Here is a 19,511-nt window from a genome sequence, read left to right as displayed (position 1 = left end):
TACGCTTGTAAATAGGATATAGGTGTGCTAGTATCTAAATAGACCGTTGGTTTGTTTAAAGTGTTACTGATTAACTATCGATGTATTTAGGAGGTGTCTATTCGAGTGGTTAGAAATAAGTATCCTGAAAAGACGATTGAGAAAATAATAGAAGTTTCACAAAAGTTGTTCTTTGAAAAAGGCTATGATAATACAACGATGCAAGATATCGTGAATCAAGGATTGAGTAAAGGTGTTATTTATTATCATTTTAAGTCGAAGAAAGAAATTTTTGAAAAGATCATGTCGAGAATTGATACAACTGAACAAGATTTTACTCAAGTGATGAATGATAGTCAGCTATCGGGGCTTGAAAAGATTCAAAAGCTATTAGTGTTCACACTAAAAAATGAAAAAAAAATTGAGATGATGTGTTCGGCGAAATCTTTATTTATGGAGCCGAAGATATTTGGTGAAATTTATTTGATGAATATGATGTATCAAGTTCCGAATATTGAAAGATTGATAAATATCGGGATTGAAGATGGATCCATCCAATCTGAGTTTCCCAATGAACTTTCAGAATTAGTTGTTGAATTTTTTAGTATTTGGTTGGGACTGCAGGTGTATTTTATCGATATAGATAAGTTTCAAAAGAAATTGGCGTTTTATAAAAGCTTATTTGCTACTCAAGGAATGGATTTAATAGATACTAATCTTCAGGAGAAATTACAGGATTTTTATAAAAAAATAAAAACTCATTAAAAAGTATTAGTTGACTAATACTTTTTAATTTAAAGAAAATAGACTGGTAGTCTATTTGAAGAAGAGGAGACAATGATGAAGGAAATAGTAAGTGTCAGAAATGTTGCGAAAAGCTATGGAGATACAGAAATTATCAAAGATGCAACTTTTTCAATTGATGAAGGAATTATTTATACACTTTTAGGAAAAAATGGTTCAGGCAAAACAACTTTATTAAAAATGATTGCGGGTCTGAGTAAAAAAAGTTCAGGTGAGATTCAGTTTATGGGGCAGACTATTGAAGAAGCTTTTCCAACTTTATTGGGGCAACTTGGCTTTTCAATAGAGGAGCCTAAGTACTATGAACACTTGACTGGACAAGAAAATTTACTGCTTCATCTGACTTACATGGGAAATAGAAAGTCAGAAGAGGAAGTCAATCAAGTGTTGGATCAAGTGGGATTATTTTCAAAAAAGGATACCTGTCTAAAAGAGTATTCATTAGGGATGAAGCAACGTCTAGCGATTGCTCGTACAATTATTCATAATCCAAAGTTAGTTATTTTAGATGAACCATTTAATGGACTTGACCCAAAAGGTATCGATGATATTGGGCATTTGATAAGGCAACTAGCACAAAAAGAGCGGATGAGCTTTATTATTTCTAGTCATCTACTTCACCAAACACTAGAAATTTCCGATAAAGTCTTAATATTAAATGCTGGGACTATTGTTGTTGATGAGACATTGATGCAGCTCACAATGGACTATGGAGAACAATTGAGAGAAAAATTAATTTATTTAATGGAGGATGTCAAATGATGCTGAATATAATTAAGGCTGAAAATAAAAAAGTAAATATAGAGGCCTGCTTAAAAATGCTACCTATTTGTGTGGGGTTATTGCTTTTATTTATGTATTTTTTTGCGGGCATTTCTATAGCAAAACCGGAAGATGTAAAAAATCATTCTGAGCTTGGGACTTATCAGTTTATCTATCAAATGGGTACATTATTGGCGCTATGTATTTTTTCAGTAGTTTCTGCGATGATTAATAGCCGTCTGATTGTTGAAGAGTATACAACTGAAAAAAAGTATCTACTCTTTTCTTATCCAGTGAATAGAAAATCTCTGTTTTTAGTGAAAATACTTGTCAGTATGCTCGTAAGTATTAGCTTAACTCTGATCGGTGTAGGTAGCGCTTTTCTTCTCTTTTACTTTAGTGAGGGGTTCTTCTCCTTAATTTCTGATTCATTTAGTTTTCAGCTGGGCGTAAAATTAGTAACTAGCTTGTTGATTATTTCAGTTTTAGCGGCGATGATAGGGATTTTCTCGATGAGTATAGGTTTATATAAACGTTCGATTGCTATTACTATTAGTAGTGCAATTATTTTTTCAGCTGTTTTATCAAACATGCTTGTGTTGGACAATTTACTAGTTTCACTGATAAGTGTAGCTGTGATTTGTTGTATCGCAATCGTTGTAGTTAATTTTCAAGGAAATGAAATCCAACGAATGGAGGTGTGATAACAATGGCGAGGGAGTATATAGAAATGAGAGGAAAACGAGTGGTAAAAGAGAAAGTTACCATTGATGGGCATCAAAATGGTTGGTTTTTAGTTGGAAATCCACAAGTAAGAAAAATGGTTTTATTTTTACATGGGGGACCGGGTAGTCCGGAATTTCCGATTTTTGAAAACGAATTGTTAAGCGGATTTTTAGATGAAAAGTATGCAGTATGCTACTTGGATTTTCTTGGCTCAGGACTATCCTTCACTCAAAAAGAGGTGACTGAAGATATGTTGATCGAACAAGTCATACAAGTGGCTGCTTACTTAAAAGAAACTTATCAGCTGAAACAATTGGTGTTGATGGGGCACTCTTATGGAAGCTATATCGGTATAAAAGTTCTTCAGCTAAGACCAGCTGTATTTTCAGCATACTATGGTATTAGTCAAGTAATCGATGTTCGCTCATCAGAAGAAATTCTTTATCAAAAAATTTATCAGTTGACTGCCAAAGAACAGACAACCAAAATATTACAACAACTCACAAAGATGAGAAAAAAGAAAGATTTTCCCACGCAAAAATACGTTGGGAAGGTTAAGGGGAAGCTTGTCGAAAAGTATCATGGGGGTATGTTTTTTGATCCTGATCTTGAAGTGAAATTAATAACACGCTTATTTCTATTTCAAGGCTATACTTTTTTTGAAAAGTTAAATTATTTACGAGGATTAATTCATTCAAATCGCATGTTATTTCCAACACTACTGGAAGCCAATTTATTTGAAGGCTCTTTAAGCTTTGATATTCCTGTCTATTTTATTCATGGAGAGAAAGATTTACAGGTCTCGAAAGAGCTAGTCATCCATTTTTTTGACCGAATTACTTCTTCAAAGAAGGAATTAATTATTTTTTCTGAATCGGCTCATTTTCCACATTTAGAAGAAAAAGAAAAATTTATGAAGTTATTCTAGTTTAAATTTTAAGATAATTCACTATAGACTGGGGAGAAGCATGCTAACGAAAAAGAGAGTGAACATAAATACAACGATAACAATTTTTTCGCCAATAAAGCCTTTTCAAAGCAGATATGGTACACTATATTAGGTAGAAAGAAAATGGAGGGTTATCATGAAAAAAATTAAATTTGGATCAACTAATCAAGAAGTTTCATCAGTCATTTTAGGATGCATGCGCATGAACAATGCAGAGAATCCAGTGGAAGTTATTGAAACGGCTGCTGCGAACGGTATTAACTTTTTCGACCACGCTGATATTTATGGCGGTGGCGAATGTGAATCGATTTTTGGGAAAGCCTTAAAAGAAAGTTCTTTACGTCGTGAAGACTTGTTCTTACAAACAAAATGTGGGATTGTTCCAGGAAAGATGTTTGATTTTTCTAAAGAACACATCATTCAATCTGTCGAAGATAGCTTGACTCGATTAGGCGTTGAACAGGTCGATGCATTATTGTTACACCGTCCAGATACTTTAGTGGAACCGGAAGAAGTTGCGGCTGCTTTTGATCAATTAGAAACGCAAGGGAAAGTTAAATACTTTGGTGTGAGTAACCAAAATCCGATGCAAATTGAGTTGTTGAAAAAATCAGTTCGCCAACCACTTGTAGCGAATCAATTACAATTTGGTATTATGCATACGGGTATGATTAATCAAGGAATTCATGTCAATATGACAGATGCGGGCAGTGTCAATCACGATGGCGCGATTTTAGATTATTCTCGCTTACATGATATGACTATCCAAGCTTGGTCACCTTATCAATATGGCTTTTTCGAAGGTGTCTTTATTGGCAGCGAAAAATTCCCTGAGTTAAACAAAAAGTTAGAAGAGTTGGCTGCAAAATATCAAACAACCCCAACTGGCCTAGCTTCAGCATGGATCTTACGCCATCCAGCGAATATCCAAGTGATTGCTGGAACAATGAATCTTGGTCGTATTAAAGAAATTGCGGACGCTTCTGAGATTCAAATCAGTCGCGAAGACTGGTATGATATCTATCTAGCAGCAGGCAATATCTTACCTTAATAGATAGAAAACGACACATTGAAGAACGCTTAAAGTCTGTTGTAATTTCGATGGGTGAGGAATACTTCAATTAGTGAGTCTAAAGTGAGTGTTAGTGAAATAAATCCTTTAATTATGTAGATAGGAGAAATTATCTATATTTTTAGAGGATTTTTTACGTTTTTCCAGGTATGAGCGAACAATATATAGCCTTAGAATGAAATAATTCGGATAAATTGTCAAAACTTAACAAAAAAGACTTGATTTTATAGAATATCTGTTGTAAATTACAGATGGTGCCCTGAAAAGCATCTGACAAATAATTAATGTTCGTGTTTTACTGAAATGAACATCAGGAGGCAGTTCTTATGAAAGTTTTTGATTATGAAGATATCCAATTAATTCCTAACAAGTGTATTGTTAATAGCCGTTCAGAGTGTGATACTGAGGTTAAGTTGGGCAAGCATAGCTTTAAGATGCCAGTGGTGCCAGCCAATATGCAAACAATTATTGATGAAACGATTGCGGAATTCTTAGCTGAAAATGGCTATTTCTACATTATGCATCGCTTTGATGAAGCGGCTCGTATTCCATTTGTACAAAAAATGAAAGAACGTCAGTTGATTTCTTCTATCAGTGTTGGCGTCAAAGAAGCAGAATATTCATTCGTTGAGGAGTTAGCTAGCTTACAATTAGTGCCGGATTACATAACAATCGATATCGCGCATGGCCATGCTAATTCAGTGATTCAAATGATTCAACATATTAAAAAACATTTACCTGAAACGTTCGTGATCGCCGGTAATGTCGGTACACCTGAAGCGGTGCGTGAGTTAGAAAACGCTGGTGCGGATGCAACGAAAGTTGGGATTGGACCTGGTAAAGTCTGTATCACAAAAATTAAAACTGGTTTCGGTACTGGGGGCTGGCAATTGGCTGCTTTACGTTGGTGTGCTAAAGCTGCTCGCAAACCGTTAATCGCTGATGGCGGGATTCGTACCCATGGCGATATTGCAAAATCAGTTCGTTTTGGTGCGACAATGGTCATGATCGGTTCATTATTTGCTGGCCATGAAGAATCACCTGGTGAAACAAAAGTCGAAGATGGCGTAATGTACAAAGAATATTTCGGGAGTGCGTCAGAATTCCAAAAAGGTGAAAAGAAAAACGTTGAAGGTAAGAAAATTTGGTTACAATACAAAGGCTCATTAAAGGATACTTTAACTGAGATGCAACAAGATTTGCAGTCTGCGATTTCTTACTCTGGTGGCCGTGATCTTGAGGCTATTCGCAAAGTAGATTATGTGATTGTTAAGAACTCGATCTTTAATGGCGATACAATCTAAATTACAGAACGATTTTAACAGTTTATTATAAGCGGAAGACTAGTCGAGGACTTGGACTAGTTTTCCGCTTTCGACTTATGGTATACTAAATGAAATGAGAAATGAAGGAGGAAACGAAAATGGCGAGCATGCAAAAAATAACAAACAAGCTAGCAGTTGAAATGTTTTATATAATTTTTTGCCATGCAATTGGTTTTACTTTTGCTACCCAAGGGACAAGTCTGTCAATTTTTAGCAAAAATAAAATAAATCGATGACCATTTCAAAGTTTCTATTCTTAGTAGATAGCTGAAATAATAACAAGAGGTCACGTATTATTGTGGCCTCTTGTTTTTTTCTTTGGAAAGGTCCAAGGAGAGAAAATAAATGTTTATTCAATTAAATCAGGTAACAAAAAATTATGGCGGGGTACCCGTTTTAGATAATGTTTCATTAGAAATTTATGCTGGACGAAAAATTGGTCTGATTGGCGCGAATGGTTCGGGAAAGTCAACGCTTTTAAAAATTATGGTGGGACTTGAAGGAGCTGATTTTGGGCAAGTCAGTCGACGAAAGAAATTGGCGATGGCTTATGTGCAGCAGCTTCCAGAAGAAACCGAGCAATCAGTTTTTGCTTATTTACTGGATAGTTTTCCTGAAATACAAGCGGTCAGAAACTCTTTACATTATTTTGAAGACCTCTTTTCAAGTGGGCAAGAGGTCACCGAAAAACTGTTGGCGCAATATGGTCAAGTACAGGAAAAATATGAAGAAATTGGTGGTTATACATTAGAAGATCGAATAGAAACCATGCTTAGAGGCATGAATTTTCAACATAAGAGAAATACAGCGTTGGCGGCACTCAGCGGTGGACAAAAGGTTCTTGTAGAGATGATTCGAATCTTATTAACGGAGGCCGATGTCTATTTGCTAGATGAACCGACTAATCACTTGGATAGACAGGCGATGAGTTGGTTGGAGAGTTTTATTCGCAGTAGCAAAAAAACGTTTGTGATTGTCTCGCATGATCGCTATTTTTTAGATGAAGTAGTTCAAGAAATTGTTGAACTGGAAGAAGGGCAAGTCACAGTTTTCCGTGGCAATTATAGCTTTTATAAGAAAGAGAAAAAGTTACAAGAGGAAAAATTGGCGAAGGATTATGCCTTACAGCAAAAGGAAATACAAAAGATGAAGTTGGCGATTCGCCGGTATCGACAGTGGGGAAATGAATCAGACAACGAGAAGTTCTTCAAAAAAGCTAAAGAGCTGGAGCATCGTTTAGAAAAAATTCAGCAGCTTAGAAAACCGCAGACTGATCAGCGAGTGATTCGAGCAGAACTTGTTAATAGTCAACGTTCGGGTAAAGAAGTCGTGACAGTAGAAGGACTTTGGAAATTCTATGGGGAACAAGCCTTGTTTGAAGAAGCGGATTGTCAGATTCGCTGGCAAGATATTATCAGTTTAGAAGGCGGCAATGGTTCTGGGAAAACGACATTTTTACGAATGTTATTGGAACAAGAACAACCAGATGAAGGCGTCATTCGTTTAGGACCGTCTGTCTCGATTGGCTATTTACCGCAAACGATTGTCTATGAAAATCCTCAACAACGTCTGCTAGAGTATTTCAAAGAAGTTGAAGGAACAGAAGAAATGCTACGACGAACGCTGGCTAAGTACAGTTTTTATGGTGAGGATGTCTTCAAACGCTTAAAAGATTTGTCTGGAGGAGAACGAATTCGCTTAGAGCTGGCCAAACTAATGCAGCAATCGTTTAATTTCCTACTGTTAGATGAGCCGACCAATCATTTGGACATAGGCAGTCGGGAAGAAATTGAACAAATCATTCAAAAATTTACTGGCACGATATTACTTGTCTCTCATGATCGTTATTTTGTTCAAAAGATTGCAAAAAAAAGACTGAAGATCGAAAATAAGCAGTTCGTGATAGCTGATGTAGTTGAACAGTTGCATGAATGAGTTATTAAATGAATACTAATCAAGCAACAGCCCTACGAAATAGTTCGCTATTTTGTGAGGCTGTTTTTTGCGTTTATCTTCTACTATATAGATTTATTTTCAGTTAGATGGCGTGATAGAGGAAATTATAAAAAAAGTAAAACTTAAAAAAATTTACTTTACCTGTCGTAGTAATCATGGTACACTCATTACAACGACAGACGTAGTAAAAAAGGAGGGGCAAAATGATTTCCAGTGATGGCATTCGAGGCTACAATGACACGATTCTTTTGTCCATCTTAAATGAAGGAGATTCCTATGGATATGCAATTTCAAAAAGGATTCGTGAGGTTTCTAATGAACAATATGTCATTAAAGAAACCACTTTATATTCAGCATTTTCACGATTAGAGAAGAATGGCTACATCGAATCATTTCCTGGCGCAGTTACGCACGGGAAAAAGCGGACGTATTACCGGATAACCGAAGCAGGAAAAAATTATTTGACTGAAAAAAAGGAAGAGTGGCTGTTGACGAAAGACGTCATGGACAGATTCATATAGGAGGGAAAGAAAATGGATACAATCAAAACTTATCTGGATGGACTGTTCTTAGCGATTCCAGAAACGATAGAAAGTCGCCAATTAAAAACTGATTTGTTAGCTAATATGGAAGATCGCTATTTAGAATTAGTAGAAGAAGGTAAAAGTGAGAACGAGGCGGTCGGAACAACGATTTCTGAGTTTGGCTCAATCGATGAATTGTTGGCAGAGCTACATGTCGAGGATGAAGACTTAGAGCGAGAAGAACCGTTCTTTGGCGGAGAAGCGATTGGCGTAGATGAAGCGCAGCATTATTTAGCACGAAGACGGAGTGCAGCTTTGATGATTGCTCTTGGTGTCGGTCTGATTATTGTAGGTGTGGGGGTTCTTATACTGGCTAGCATGCTGTATTTAGATGTAGTTGGTGTCTTATTCTTATTTCTTTTTATTGCTATTGCTGTGGGATTATTTATTACAGGCGGTGTGACGTTTAGCAAAATTAATAAAGAGCTCGATGATCGCTATATTGCACCAGAGACTGCGAATTTTGTTAGTCATGAAAAAGAGCAATATCAACGCTCATTTGTCTTATGTCTTGTCTTAGGAATTGGTCTATGTATTTTCTCAGTGGCCCCTCCAATCGCATTTGGATCTATTGATCCTTATCATGACAATTTTGGGGCAGCCTGCATGTTTTTCATGCTTGGACTGGGTGTTTTATTAATTGTTTATGGTGGTATTAATCAAGGTGGCTTCACTAAATTTCTAGCAGAACGGATCTTTATTGCTGATGAAGATGAAATGGGGCCTCGAGCAAAAAAGCATAAAAACTACTCACCAACGTTTACAATTATTGCAGGGATTTATTGGCCTGTTATAACGATTATCTTCTTTATCTGGGGATTTTCTGGTTGGATGGGTGGTTGGGCCACAAGCTGGCTGATTTATATCTTCTCAGGTGCTATTTTTAACGTGATCAAGAATGCTTTCGGTGTTAGAGAGTAATCAAAATAAAATGGGTCGTTTTGTCGCTTTACTATAAATTCATGAGTTCTTTGTCAAAAATAGGCAAAGGACTTTTTTATTTGGTTAATCATGGTAAAATATGAGTAATAGAAAAAATAGCAGGAAAGTGGGACGTGACTTGAAAAAAATAAATGTTTTATCGGTCTTTGGTACAAGGCCTGAAGCAATCAAAATGGCGCCGTTAGTAAAAGCACTGCACAGTGACGCTCGCTTTAACGCAAAAATAGCCGTAACGGCTCAACATAGAGAAATGCTTGATCAAGTATTGACTGTTTTTGAATTAGTGCCTGAGTATGATTTAAATATTATGAAAAATGGTCAAACGTTGACGGATATCACTAGTCGCGTATTGACTGAGCTGAAACCTGTCTTGGAAACGGAAAAACCAGATATTGTCTTAGTGCATGGCGATACAACCACCGCTTATGCGGCTACAAATGCCGCCTTTTATCAACAAATTGCAGTGGGGCATGTGGAAGCCGGCTTACGAACATGGAATAAGTGGTCCCCATTTCCCGAAGAGATGAATCGCCAATTGATTGATGTCTTGAGCGATTTGTATTTTGCGCCGACAACCACTAGTAAAGAAAACTTATTGAAGGAAAATCATCCTGAAGAAGCAATCTTTATTACTGGGAATACGGCGATTGATGCGATGAAATACACGGTATCGCAAACTTATACGCATCCTGAATTGCCTAAAGCAATCGATCATAAAAAGCTGATTTTAGTGACGATGCACCGCCGAGAAAATCTTGGGGAAGCGATGCGGGCAGTTTTTCGTAGTATCCGCCGAATTGTTGAAGAGAATCAGGAGGTAGAAGTGATTTTCCCGATGCACAAAAATCCTCAAGTACGTAAAGAAGCCCAAGCGATTTTAGGTGACTTAGCGAGTGTTCATTTGATTGAACCATTAGATGTCGTCGATTTCCACAATTTTGCAGCCCGTAGCTACTTAATATTAACTGACTCGGGTGGGGTTCAAGAAGAAGCGCCGTCATTAGGTGTGCCAGTACTTGTCTTGCGCGATACGACCGAGCGACCAGAAGGGGTGACAGCGGGGACGTTAAAAATGATTGGCACAGATGAAGCAGTTGTTTATGAAGAAACCACCAAATTGCTGGATCCAATCGCTCATGAAAAAATGGCTAAAGCGGCTAATCCTTATGGCGATGGGCAAGCGAGTCAACGCATTTTGGACGCGATTGCTTATTATTTTGATAAAGAACAACCACGGCCAGAAACGTTTCAGTGAAATAAATAGACTGTCTATTAATGCCGAACAAACATAATCGAATAGGACCTGTCACTTGGCGCACCAGTCTAAAAACTAGTTTGTCGGTGGCAGGTCCTATTTGATTTATATGAAGAGGTGAATAATTTGTTTAATGAACGGACCCACGAAATATTACAGACATACTTTTCCGTAAAGGGAAGTAGACCAGGGTCACGATTAACATCGTGATGCAGACATTAATCAAAGTGGCGGGTAATTTCGCTAAAGCTCCTGTGAAGGCGACCGAAAGATCAGCACCTGCTAGTACATTCATGACGGTATTTTTCAGTTGCGTCATGACTATTTTTGCCAGACCGGTTCCTGCGCCAATCACCAATAATTGCCAAATCGCTGAGGGATTCTTTTTAAATAGAAGAAACAATAAATAAGCGACGCCACCGACTAGTAAACTTTCCACTAAGAAATAAGGCGCTTCGGTGATATACCCATTTAAGCTATCAAAAAGAGCAAAACCGATGCCGGAAGCTAAAGCGCCTTTGTAACCAATGAGGAGAACCGCCAACAGTAAAACCGCGTTACCAAGATGCACGAAGGCACCGGGAAAAGGGATTCTGATCGTTGTGCCGACCATTGTGAGGGCAGCGAATAAGGCGACTTGAACGATACTTTGGAGTGATATTTTTTTATTCATACGTGGCTCCTTTCCCATTCATCCGATTTTCTGCGTGATTATAAGCACCGTGCCAGACATGGCCCAGATAGGGATTAATCTTTATTCCTTGTTTAATGGCAGCTGCTACAAAGGCTTTGGCCAAGGTAACTGATTTTTCTACAGAATAACCTTTTGCTAAGCCAGCCGTAATGGCAGCTGCAAAGGTACAGCCCGCGCCATGATTGTAATCGGTTGGAATCAATTCATTTTCAAGAATTGTGAATTGTTGTCCGTCATAATAGACATCAACGGCTTTGTCTAACCCTAGACGATGACCACCTTTTACGACCACATGCTGAGGGCCTAATAGAGCAATCTTTTTCGCAGCTTGTTTCATCTGTTCGATAGAAGTTAAGTCACCTAATTCAGATAAAATACCCGCTTCAACTAAGTTTGGTGTGGTAATCGTTGCTTTAGGTAAAAGGAGACGCTTCATCGCCGCCACATTTTCTGGTTGCAATAATTCGCTGGTTCCTTTGCAAGCAATGACTGGATCAATCACGATGTTGTCCATTTGAAAGTCGTCAATTACTTTGCGGGTGGCTTCGATGGCATCAACAGTTCCTAACATCCCCGTTTTTATTGCATCTAATTTGCCGCCAGCAAAAATGGTTTTCAATTGTTTTTCGACTAACTCAGGTGCGATTGGCGTGACGGTGTGGGACCAATTTTCTGCAGGATCCATAGTGACAATACTTGTGACAGCTGAAAAGCCGAACGTCCCATATTCTTGAAATGTTTTTAAATCCGCTTGAAGCCCAGCGCCTCCGCTAGAATCTGAGCCGGCCACGGTTACTATTTTTTTAATCATATGTGTGCCTCCATCCATAAATTTATCAGTAAACTTAGTATACGCGAGTCTTGATTTGACAAAAACAGCCAATTGGCTTATTTTTAACTCATCCAATTTTAAAATTAAAAGGAGTGGAATCACTCATGTGGGATAGAATACGGAAAAATGAGCAAGCCGACAAAGCGGCGTACATACAGATTATGGAACAGATTACGGAGCGAATAAAAAAAGGCGTTCTCAACGGAGGGGAGCAGTTACCGTCAGAACGCAAATTGGCTGACTTATTTGGCGTCAATCGTTCAACAGTGGTTCGCTCTTTAGAAGAGTTGACTAGCTTAGGCGTTTTGGTACGAAAACAAGGCAGCGGCACCTTTGTGAATGAAGAGAAATGGGGCGTTTATGCAGAACCGCGCATTGATTGGCGCAACTATCTTTCTCAAAACCTTCTATTTAAAGATGATTCATTCGTCAATGAATTTACTGAACGTAAAAAGCAAAAGCAACTGATCGATGTTTTTTCAGGAGAATTGCCAACTGCACTGATTCCATCTTTCGAGTTTCCGACGTTTTCATGGAGTGAAATTCTTTCGGAGGAGACGAAGCAAGATGAGCTAGGTTATCTGCCATTACGCATAGCGATTGGTCAATTAATCTCAGAAATTTATGAACAGTCTGTGAGTCCGCGAGAAACGTTAATCACAGCTGGTGGGCAGCAAGGAATGTTCCTCATTTTACAGACGATGTTATCAGCCGGCGAAGCGGTAGCTGTGGAAGATCCGTCCTTCTTTTATCAATTGCCGATGTTTCAAGCAGCTGGAGTCAGACTTTATGGTGTGCCGATGGATGAAGAGGGCATTCAAATCGAAGCATTAGAGGAAATGATTTTGGCAAAAAAAATTAAAATGGTGATGGTCAATCCTAACTTTCAAAATCCGACAGGGATTGTCATGAGTTTAGATAGAAGGAAAGCATTGATTGCACTCTGTCGAAATTATCAAATACCCATCGTGGAAGATGACGTTTTTGCGGAACTTTCCTATAATAAGCCAACGTTACCAACTTTGAAAAAACTTGATCCAGATAATGTGCTATACATAGGTTCATTTTCTAAAATTTTAGGTAATACAACGCGGATTGGCTGGGTCTGCGCACCAAGTCATGTGCTGGATTCATTGGTACAAGCTCGAAAAACAATGGATTTTTCAGTCAGCATTATTCCGCAAGTATTAGCATACTGGGCCTTGTCAGATGAAAGTTATCCCGATAAACTAAAACAATTAGGTGTGAAATTGCAACAGCAAGCGCAGCATTTTCAAGAATGGCTCGACGGACAAACTTTTTGGCAAGGTCAAGCACCTCAAGGCGGCTATTATTCTTGGTTGACTTGGCAAGGCAAATCGCTAACTAAACCACTAGCTAAACAAATGCTCCAACTCGGTATAGCCGCAGGACCCGCTTATCTGTATGGCAGTAAAGAAAATGGCCTACGGATTAACGTCAGTCGAATTCACCAACAAAATTTTAAACAATTTACTGAAAAAATGGATGAGCTAGAGCAGCTATTGAAAGATGAGTGAGAGGGACTGATTTATAAATTTTACAGGAAAGTTTCGGTATTTGTGAAAAAAAGTTTAGGTATGCTTTGACTTTTAAAATGTTATCGATTATAGTATTTATGAAAAGAATAATTGTTAGGTGAGGCTCCTATATGGACACAAGCTACTGCCGCGAAAAGATCGAGAGATTTTTAGTTGGTCGAACAGGGATGATCGTGAAGGTTATCCATAATGTAGCTGATAGCAAATGCTATCTACGCCCTATAGTGCTAAAGCTCAACGATGGACATGAATGTTTATTTTACGCGTGCTCATTAGTTGAGCACGCGTTTTTTGCCAGTTCCACTTACCAAGTTTCGCAGTAGTGGAATGGTATGCGTAGGACAATAAAGAAAATGTCCCATTTTCATTCCTTACCCGTCCCTAGCGCCAGACTCGTGTATACAAAAGACGGAGCTGCAAGATCTATTAGCACCTGCCACTCTAGTAAAAGGGCTAAACGTATTACAGTAATGCGTAGGGCAATCCCGAAAAATGGAACATTTTTCCACCACTTTAAGCCCTTAGCTGCCAGACTCGTTTCTGAAGAAATATAAAGTCGTGAGTTCTATTAGTACTTGTTGCTCTAGCGAAAAGCAATTAGGAAAATCGCTAAACACAGCGCGATAATAATGAAGTAGCATTATTTTACTATCAACAAGTTACCATTAGCAAAACTAGATGTGTAATCTAGGATAGTAAATTGAGCAATTCAAATCATTATTACCTATAGTCGCAGCCAGAAATTAGTCCCAATCCACCACCCTAACACTTATAATTTTCAAAAACAAAACCCAAAAACAGAAAGGATGAGAAACAGATGGATCACCCCAGTCCCCAGAGGGAAAAATTAAATAGCTGCTAGAGGGACCATTATGTCAAAGTCCTTCTAGCGGAAGTAGGAGGATTTTGACATGATGAATAAAAAAAGTAGCGGAATGAATGTAATGAGAAAGGATCAAGAGCTAAAAAAGTTGGCTCAATTATCGCAACGAGAATTATTAATGGAATTGCGGACTTCACTGAAAGGTTTGTCTGAAGAGGATGCTAGAGAACGGTTGGAGGAATTTGGACCTAATGAAGTTAGCGCACAACGCCCGACGCCAGCTGTTTTATTATTTTTAGGAGGCTTTAAAGACCCCTTTGTCTATGTGCTCGCTTTACTGATGATTATTTCATTCTTGACCCATGATTTAGAAGCAACCATTGTGATGGGAACGATGATTATGGCGAGTGTGCTGATTACTTTTGTTCAGGAGTATCGTTCTCAAAAAGCTAGTTTAGCTTTAAAGGAGTTAATCGAAAATACCTGCCAAGTCACGCGAAATGGAACAAATAAGGAAATTCCGATGGAAGCAGTTGTTCCTGGAGATTTAATTACGTTGGCAACCGGGGACATGATTCCGGCTGATGCTGTCTTGATTTGGACAAAGGATTTATTTGTTAATCAATCATCGCTCACAGGAGAAGCGATGCCGGTTGAGAAATTTGTGGATGCGGGGATTGATCAGAAAAAGGATGATATTTCAGCGATTGATTTACAAGATCTAGTCTTCATGGGCACGGATGTTTTAAGTGGCCAAGGCCAAGCGATTATCTTGAAAACAGGGGCGCAGACTTTCTTTGGTGACATTGCTAAGAATGCGACGACTCAACGTGGGAAAACGGCCTTTGATACTGGTTTAACCCAGGTAAGCAAGCTTTTGTTACGAATGATTTTTGTCTTATTTCCAGTGGTGCTTGTCATTAATGGGTTGACTAAAGGCGATTGGCCGAATGCTTTCTTTTTCGCCATCGCCGTGGCTGTGGGTTTAACGCCCGAGATGTTGCCGATGATTGTGACTAGTAATTTGGCAAAAGGGGCGATGAGTCTAGCGAAGCATAAAGTTATCGTCAAAGAGTTGCCATCCATTCAAAATTTAGGCAGTATGGATGTCTTATGTACAGATAAAACTGGGACGATTACCGAAGATAAAGTGGTCTTGGTGAAGCATCTGAGTCCATTGGGTGAAGAGAATCAGCAAGTCCTAGATTTGGCCTATTTGAATTCACACTATCAAACGGGTTGGAAAAATTTAATGGATGTTGCGGTGATTTCCTACTATAATATGGAACAAAGAACGGCACAATTTTCTAGCCTTAAAAAAATAGATGAAATTCCATTTGATTTCTCGCGCCGTCGATTAACAGTTGTCATGGAAGCAGATGGTCATCAAATGATGATCACTAAAGGGGCAATTGAAGAAATGGCAACTGTCTGTCAATTTGCTGAAATAGACGGTGAAGTTGTTCCTTTGACTGACGAGCTACGGCAAAAAATGAATCAACTGAATCATCAAATGAATGAGCAAGGAATGCGCGTGATTGCAGTTGCTATGAAGAAAGATGCTCATCGTGAGGCTGTCTATACGGTGGAAGATGAGTCTGAGATGATTCTTGTCGGATATATGGGCTTTCTTGATCCAGCGAAAAAATCTGCCAAAACAGCAATCGATTCACTGCATGCACATGGTGTAAATGTCAAAGTTTTGACAGGGGACAATGAAGTAGTGGCAAAAAAAGTCTGTGGCGATGTTGGGATTGAAGTCGCTCAAGTTGTTTTAGGTCCTCAAGTTGAAATTTATACAGATGAGCAGCTGCAAGAAGTAGTTGAACAGACCAATCTATTTGCTAAATTGACACCAATGCAAAAATCTAGAATTATTGCGGCGCTTCAAGCAAATGGTCATACAGTCGGCTTTATGGGCGATGGGATTAATGATGCACCTGCTTTGAGAAAAGCTGATGTTGGCATTTCTGTCGATACGGCCGCTGATATCACCAAAGATGCCAGCTCGATTATTCTTCTCGAAAAAAGTTTGCATGTGCTAGAAGAGGGTGTATTGGAAGGTCGGAAAGTTTTCAGCAATATGATGAAGTACATTAAGATTACCATCAGCTCAAATTTTGGAAATGTTTTTTCTATCTTAGTAGCCAGTGCTTTTCTGCCATTCTTGCCAATGCTTTCTATCCAGCTGCTTGTCCAAAATTTGATTTATGATTTGGCTCAATTGACAATGCCGTGGGATAAAGTGGATGAAGAAGAGTTAGTGAAGCCAGTTAAATGGGAGACGAAGAAATTACTCAAGTTTACCGTCTTCATTGGACCCGTCAGCAGTATTTTCGATATAATGACGTTTCTTGTCATGTGGTTTGTCTTCTCAGCCAATACAGTTGAGCAACAAGGGCTGTTTCAAACAGGCTGGTTTGTTGTAGGGTTGCTCACTCAAACGTTTGTTGTCCAAGTTGTTCGGACACGGAGAATTCCGTTTATTCAAAGTCGCCCATCATGGCCCGTGTTCTTATCTAGTCTAGCTGTTATTGTTGCGGGGCTACTCATCGTCTTGACGCCAGTACGCCAATTCTTTGATTTTGTTTCTTTACCTACGACTTATTGGTTTTGGATGCTCCTTTTGGTTGTGCTGTACTTAATTTCCGTGCAAGGAGCTAAGAAAATTTATATTCACTTAACAAATGAGTGGATTTAGTCAAATAATAAAAAAACTTTTGTAACAGGGGATCAAGTTTTGAGACTCTGTTACTTTTTTTGTAGTGAAAATAAAAAAATAAATAATGCTTGTCATTTTTTTGAGCGGATTTTCACATTGTCCAGTAAAACGCTTCATTTTTTATGAAAGTATAACAATGCTGAATTATCAATATACCTGTATTATTTTTCTGATAAAATTATTCAAAGAATAAAATAAAACCTGTGAATCGCTTTCGTTATTTGTGAGTACCTTCACTAATATTGTCATTGCTTGGATTACTGCTGAAATATTTATTTTCAAATCTCGGGCATATTATTTGTGTTTATTTTGGATAAATGATAATTTATAAATGTAGCCGGGAGAATTATGATACAGTTTGAGTATCTGTTTCAACCGCAAAGGAAAAAAAGTTCTATTATAGAGAGGAATGTGTGACAAAATGGCAGAGAAACAAAAACCACTTGATTTCAACCTACTATTAGACGAAATCAACGCAGAATTTCCAACATATCAAGCACTTGATATTGATGGGAACGTAGTAAATCCTGAGTTAGTACCAGATTTATCAGATGAGGAATTAGTTGAACTAATGACTCGCATGGTTTGGTCACGAGTACTTGACCAACGTTCAACAGCTTTGAACCGTCAAGGACGTCTAGGCTTCTTCGCACCAACAGCTGGACAAGAAGCAAGTCAACTAGCAAGTCAATTTGCTATGGAAAAAGAAGATTACTTATTACCAGGGTATCGTGATGTGCCTCAATTAGTACAACATGGCTTACCTTTAACAGAAGCTTTCCTATGGTCACGTGGTCATGCTGCAGGGAACTATTATGCAGAAGATTTAAAAGCGTTGCCACCACAAATCATTATCGGTGCACAGTACATCCAAGCAGCAGGTGTTGCTTTAGGTATGAAGAAACGTAACAAGAAAAATGTTGTGTTTACTTATACAGGTGATGGTGGTTCATCGCAAGGTGATTTTTATGAAGCAATCAACTTTGCCGGAGCTTACAAAGCAAATGGCGTATTCTTTATTCAAAATAATGGTTTCGCGATTTCAACACCGCGTGAAAAACAAACAGCTGCTAAAACATTAGCACAAAAAGCTGTGTCAGCTGGGATTCCAGGGATCCAAGTTGATGGTATGGATCCATTAGCAGTTTATACAGTTTCTAAAAAAGCACGTGAATGGGCAGCAAATGGTAATGGCCCTGTCTTAATTGAAACATTAACTTATCGTTATGGTCCACATACACTTTCAGGGGATGATCCAACTCGTTACCGTTCGAAAGATATGGATAACGAATGGCAACAAAAAGATCCATTAGTTCGTTTCCGTAAATACTTGGAAGCAAAAGGACTATGGTCTGAAGAAAAAGAAGAAGCAGTTATTGAACAAACTAAAGAAGAAATTAAAACAGCAATTGCCGAAGCTGACCGTGTACCTAAACAAAAAGTTTCAGATTTCTTGAAAAATATGTTTGAAGTACAACCACAAGCGATTAAAGAGCAAATTGCATTCTATGAAGCGAAGGAGTCGAAATAATCATGGCACAAAAAACAATGATTCAGGCTATCACTGATGCCTTAGCTCTTGAATTAGAGAACGATGAAAACGTCCTAATCTTTGGTGAAGACGTTGGTAAAAACGGTGGGGTATTCCGTGCAACAGAAGGTTTACAAGAAAAATTTGGGGAAGATCGTGTATTCGATACACCTTTAGCAGAATCAGGAATCGGTGGATTGGCTTTTGGTTTAGCACTAGAAGGCTACCGTCCAGTTCCAGAAATCCAATTCTTTGGATTCGTATTTGAAGTAATGGATGAAGTTGTTGGACAAATGGCTCGTACACGTTACCGTATGGGTGGCACTAGAAACATGCCAATCACTATCCGTTCACCATTTGGTGGTGGGGTGCATACACCAGAACTTCACTCAGATAACTTAGAAGGCTTGATGGCTCAATCACCAGGTTTACGTGTGGTTATTCCTTCAAACCCATATGATGCAAAAGGTTTATTAATTTCTTCTATTAGAAGTAACGATCCAGTGGTCTTCTTAGAGCACATGAAATTGTATCGTTCTTTCCGTGAGGAAGTGCCAGATGAAGCATATGAAGTGCCTTTAGATAAAGCAGCTGTGACTCGTGAAGGAACAGACGTTTCTATCATCACTTATGGTGCAATGGTTCGTGAAGCTGTCAAAGCAGCTGATAACTTAGCGAAAGAAAATATCTCAGCTGAAATTATCGACTTACGTACAGTCGCTCCTTTAGATATTGAAACAATTATCAAATCAGTTGAAAAAACAGGCCGCGTAGTTGTGGTTCAAGAAGCACAAAAACAAGCAGGTGTCGGCGCTCAAGTAGTTTCTGAAATCTCTGAACGCGCAGTACTTTCGTTAGAAGCACCAATTGGCCGCGTGTCAGCTCCTGATACAGTCTTCCCATTTGGTCAAGCAGAAAATACTTGGTTACCAAATGCTTCTGATATCGAAGCAAAAGCGAAAGAAATTGCAACATTCTAAGGATTAATTTAAGAAG

The 19,511-nt window shown here is 38.5% G+C and carries 17 protein-coding genes and 1 riboswitch; of the genes, 15 read left to right on the top strand and 2 right to left on the bottom strand.

Going from position 1 to position 19,511, the window contains the following annotated elements; translation table 11 throughout:
- Window positions 1-105 precede the first annotated feature (105 nt).
- The 11 genes from BAU15_RS06405 to wecB all read left to right on the top strand — a co-directional run bounded on the left by BAU15_RS06405 (window position 106) and on the right by wecB (window position 10,354).
- Window positions 106-744, top strand: a complete 639-nt coding sequence (locus BAU15_RS06405; protein ID WP_161841911.1) for a TetR/AcrR family transcriptional regulator — start codon at window positions 106-108, stop codon at window positions 742-744.
- Between the two features lie 75 nt (window positions 745-819).
- Window positions 820-1,545 carry an ABC transporter ATP-binding protein gene (locus BAU15_RS06400; protein ID WP_161841910.1) on the top strand — a complete coding sequence of 242 codons (726 nt, stop codon included), beginning with the start codon at window positions 820-822 and terminating at the stop codon, window positions 1,543-1,545.
- Complete coding sequence (locus BAU15_RS06395; protein ID WP_161841909.1) at window positions 1,542-2,249, top strand: ABC transporter permease; 708 nt, start codon at window positions 1,542-1,544, stop codon at window positions 2,247-2,249. Before BAU15_RS06400 ends, BAU15_RS06395 begins: the two co-directional genes overlap by 4 nt.
- 26 nt (window positions 2,250-2,275) lie before the next feature.
- Window positions 2,276-3,199: an alpha/beta fold hydrolase gene (locus tag BAU15_RS06390; RefSeq protein ID WP_161841908.1), complete on the top strand. Its 924-nt coding sequence runs from the start codon at window positions 2,276-2,278 to the stop codon at window positions 3,197-3,199.
- 157 nt (window positions 3,200-3,356) lie between these two features.
- A complete protein-coding gene (locus BAU15_RS06385; RefSeq protein ID WP_161841907.1) occupies window positions 3,357-4,271 on the top strand; it encodes an aldo/keto reductase in 915 nt (304 codons plus the stop codon).
- Window positions 4,272-4,618: 347 nt separating this feature from the next.
- Window positions 4,619-5,596 (top strand): GMP reductase, encoded by a 978-nt coding sequence (gene guaC, locus BAU15_RS06380; protein ID WP_161841906.1) that lies wholly within the window; start codon window positions 4,619-4,621, stop codon window positions 5,594-5,596.
- A gap of 119 nt (window positions 5,597-5,715) precedes the next feature.
- Window positions 5,716-5,853: a hypothetical protein gene (locus BAU15_RS06375; RefSeq protein WP_161841905.1), complete on the top strand. Its 138-nt coding sequence runs from the start codon at window positions 5,716-5,718 to the stop codon at window positions 5,851-5,853.
- Between the two features lie 109 nt (window positions 5,854-5,962).
- Window positions 5,963-7,552, top strand: a complete 1,590-nt coding sequence (gene abc-f, locus BAU15_RS06370) for a ribosomal protection-like ABC-F family protein (protein ID WP_161841904.1) — start codon at window positions 5,963-5,965, stop codon at window positions 7,550-7,552.
- Between the two features lie 224 nt (window positions 7,553-7,776).
- A complete protein-coding gene (locus tag BAU15_RS06365) occupies window positions 7,777-8,094 on the top strand; it encodes a PadR family transcriptional regulator (protein ID WP_161841903.1) in 318 nt (105 codons plus the stop codon).
- A gap of 12 nt (window positions 8,095-8,106) precedes the next feature.
- Entirely contained in the window at window positions 8,107-9,078 is a 972-nt protein-coding gene (locus tag BAU15_RS06360) for a permease prefix domain 1-containing protein (protein WP_161841902.1), read from the top strand.
- A gap of 100 nt (window positions 9,079-9,178) precedes the next feature.
- On the top strand, window positions 9,179-10,354 hold the full coding sequence (gene wecB / locus BAU15_RS06355) for a non-hydrolyzing UDP-N-acetylglucosamine 2-epimerase (protein ID WP_161841901.1): 1,176 nt from the start codon (window positions 9,179-9,181) through the stop codon (window positions 10,352-10,354).
- Window positions 10,355-10,484: 130 nt separating this feature from the next.
- Here wecB and BAU15_RS06350 read toward each other — a convergent pair whose 3' ends face one another.
- Complete coding sequence (locus tag BAU15_RS06350; protein WP_161841953.1) at window positions 10,485-11,027, bottom strand: ECF transporter S component; 543 nt, start codon at window positions 11,025-11,027, stop codon at window positions 10,485-10,487.
- Window positions 11,020-11,859 carry a bifunctional hydroxymethylpyrimidine kinase/phosphomethylpyrimidine kinase gene (thiD, locus tag BAU15_RS06345; RefSeq protein WP_161841900.1) on the bottom strand — a complete coding sequence of 280 codons (840 nt, stop codon included), beginning with the start codon at window positions 11,857-11,859 and terminating at the stop codon, window positions 11,020-11,022. The genes BAU15_RS06350 and thiD overlap by 8 nt, the downstream gene beginning before the upstream one ends.
- A gap of 125 nt (window positions 11,860-11,984) precedes the next feature.
- On the opposite strand from thiD, the gene BAU15_RS06340 reads away from it, so the two are divergent.
- The 4 genes from BAU15_RS06340 to BAU15_RS06325 all read left to right on the top strand — a co-directional run bounded on the left by BAU15_RS06340 (window position 11,985) and on the right by BAU15_RS06325 (window position 19,495).
- The gene (locus tag BAU15_RS06340) at window positions 11,985-13,418 is read left to right on the top strand and encodes an aminotransferase-like domain-containing protein (protein ID WP_161841899.1); all 1,434 of its coding nucleotides are present in this window, start codon (window positions 11,985-11,987) and stop codon (window positions 13,416-13,418) included.
- A 103-nt stretch (window positions 13,419-13,521) separates the two neighbouring features.
- A riboswitch (M-box (ykoK) riboswitch) is annotated at window positions 13,522-13,691 on the top strand.
- Between the two features lie 659 nt (window positions 13,692-14,350).
- A complete protein-coding gene (gene mgtA, locus BAU15_RS06335) occupies window positions 14,351-16,963 on the top strand; it encodes a magnesium-translocating P-type ATPase (RefSeq protein ID WP_161841898.1) in 2,613 nt (870 codons plus the stop codon).
- Window positions 16,964-17,405: 442 nt separating this feature from the next.
- The gene (gene pdhA, locus BAU15_RS06330) at window positions 17,406-18,515 is read left to right on the top strand and encodes a pyruvate dehydrogenase (acetyl-transferring) E1 component subunit alpha (RefSeq protein ID WP_161841897.1); all 1,110 of its coding nucleotides are present in this window, start codon (window positions 17,406-17,408) and stop codon (window positions 18,513-18,515) included.
- 2 nt (window positions 18,516-18,517) lie between these two features.
- Window positions 18,518-19,495 (top strand): alpha-ketoacid dehydrogenase subunit beta, encoded by a 978-nt coding sequence (locus BAU15_RS06325; RefSeq protein ID WP_161841896.1) that lies wholly within the window; start codon window positions 18,518-18,520, stop codon window positions 19,493-19,495.
- Window positions 19,496-19,511: the final 16 nt, after the last annotated feature.

The organism is Candidatus Enterococcus huntleyi, from assembly GCF_009933175.1.
GTDB classification, from domain to species: Bacteria; Bacillota; Bacilli; order Lactobacillales; family Enterococcaceae; genus Enterococcus_K; species Enterococcus_K huntleyi.
This window is presented reverse-complemented; position numbering and strand designations above follow the sequence as displayed.

What these genes read in the sequence shown, in the direction of transcription:
- BAU15_RS06340 (WP_161841899.1), top strand. Translation starts at nt 11,985, where the DNA reads ATGTGGGATAGAATACGGAAAAATGAGCAAGCCGACAAAGCGGCGTAC.
- BAU15_RS06385 (WP_161841907.1), top strand. Translation starts at nt 3,357, where the DNA reads ATGAAAAAAATTAAATTTGGATCAACTAATCAAGAAGTTTCATCAGTC.
- wecB (WP_161841901.1), top strand. Translation starts at nt 9,179, where the DNA reads ATGAGTAATAGAAAAAATAGCAGGAAAGTGGGACGTGACTTGAAAAAA.
- abc-f (WP_161841904.1), top strand. Translation starts at nt 5,963, where the DNA reads ATGTTTATTCAATTAAATCAGGTAACAAAAAATTATGGCGGGGTACCC.
- BAU15_RS06400 (WP_161841910.1), top strand. Translation starts at nt 820, where the DNA reads ATGAAGGAAATAGTAAGTGTCAGAAATGTTGCGAAAAGCTATGGAGAT.
- guaC (WP_161841906.1), top strand. Translation starts at nt 4,619, where the DNA reads ATGAAAGTTTTTGATTATGAAGATATCCAATTAATTCCTAACAAGTGT.
- pdhA (WP_161841897.1), top strand. Translation starts at nt 17,406, where the DNA reads ATGGCAGAGAAACAAAAACCACTTGATTTCAACCTACTATTAGACGAA.
- BAU15_RS06350 (WP_161841953.1), bottom strand. Translation starts at nt 11,027, where the DNA reads ATGAATAAAAAAATATCACTCCAAAGTATCGTTCAAGTCGCCTTATTC.
- BAU15_RS06375 (WP_161841905.1), top strand. Translation starts at nt 5,716, where the DNA reads ATGGCGAGCATGCAAAAAATAACAAACAAGCTAGCAGTTGAAATGTTT.
- BAU15_RS06360 (WP_161841902.1), top strand. Translation starts at nt 8,107, where the DNA reads ATGGATACAATCAAAACTTATCTGGATGGACTGTTCTTAGCGATTCCA.
- mgtA (WP_161841898.1), top strand. Translation starts at nt 14,351, where the DNA reads ATGATGAATAAAAAAAGTAGCGGAATGAATGTAATGAGAAAGGATCAA.
- BAU15_RS06325 (WP_161841896.1), top strand. Translation starts at nt 18,518, where the DNA reads ATGGCACAAAAAACAATGATTCAGGCTATCACTGATGCCTTAGCTCTT.
- thiD (WP_161841900.1), bottom strand. Translation starts at nt 11,859, where the DNA reads ATGATTAAAAAAATAGTAACCGTGGCCGGCTCAGATTCTAGCGGAGGC.
- BAU15_RS06395 (WP_161841909.1), top strand. Translation starts at nt 1,542, where the DNA reads ATGATGCTGAATATAATTAAGGCTGAAAATAAAAAAGTAAATATAGAG.
- BAU15_RS06390 (WP_161841908.1), top strand. Translation starts at nt 2,276, where the DNA reads ATGAGAGGAAAACGAGTGGTAAAAGAGAAAGTTACCATTGATGGGCAT.
- BAU15_RS06365 (WP_161841903.1), top strand. Translation starts at nt 7,777, where the DNA reads ATGATTTCCAGTGATGGCATTCGAGGCTACAATGACACGATTCTTTTG.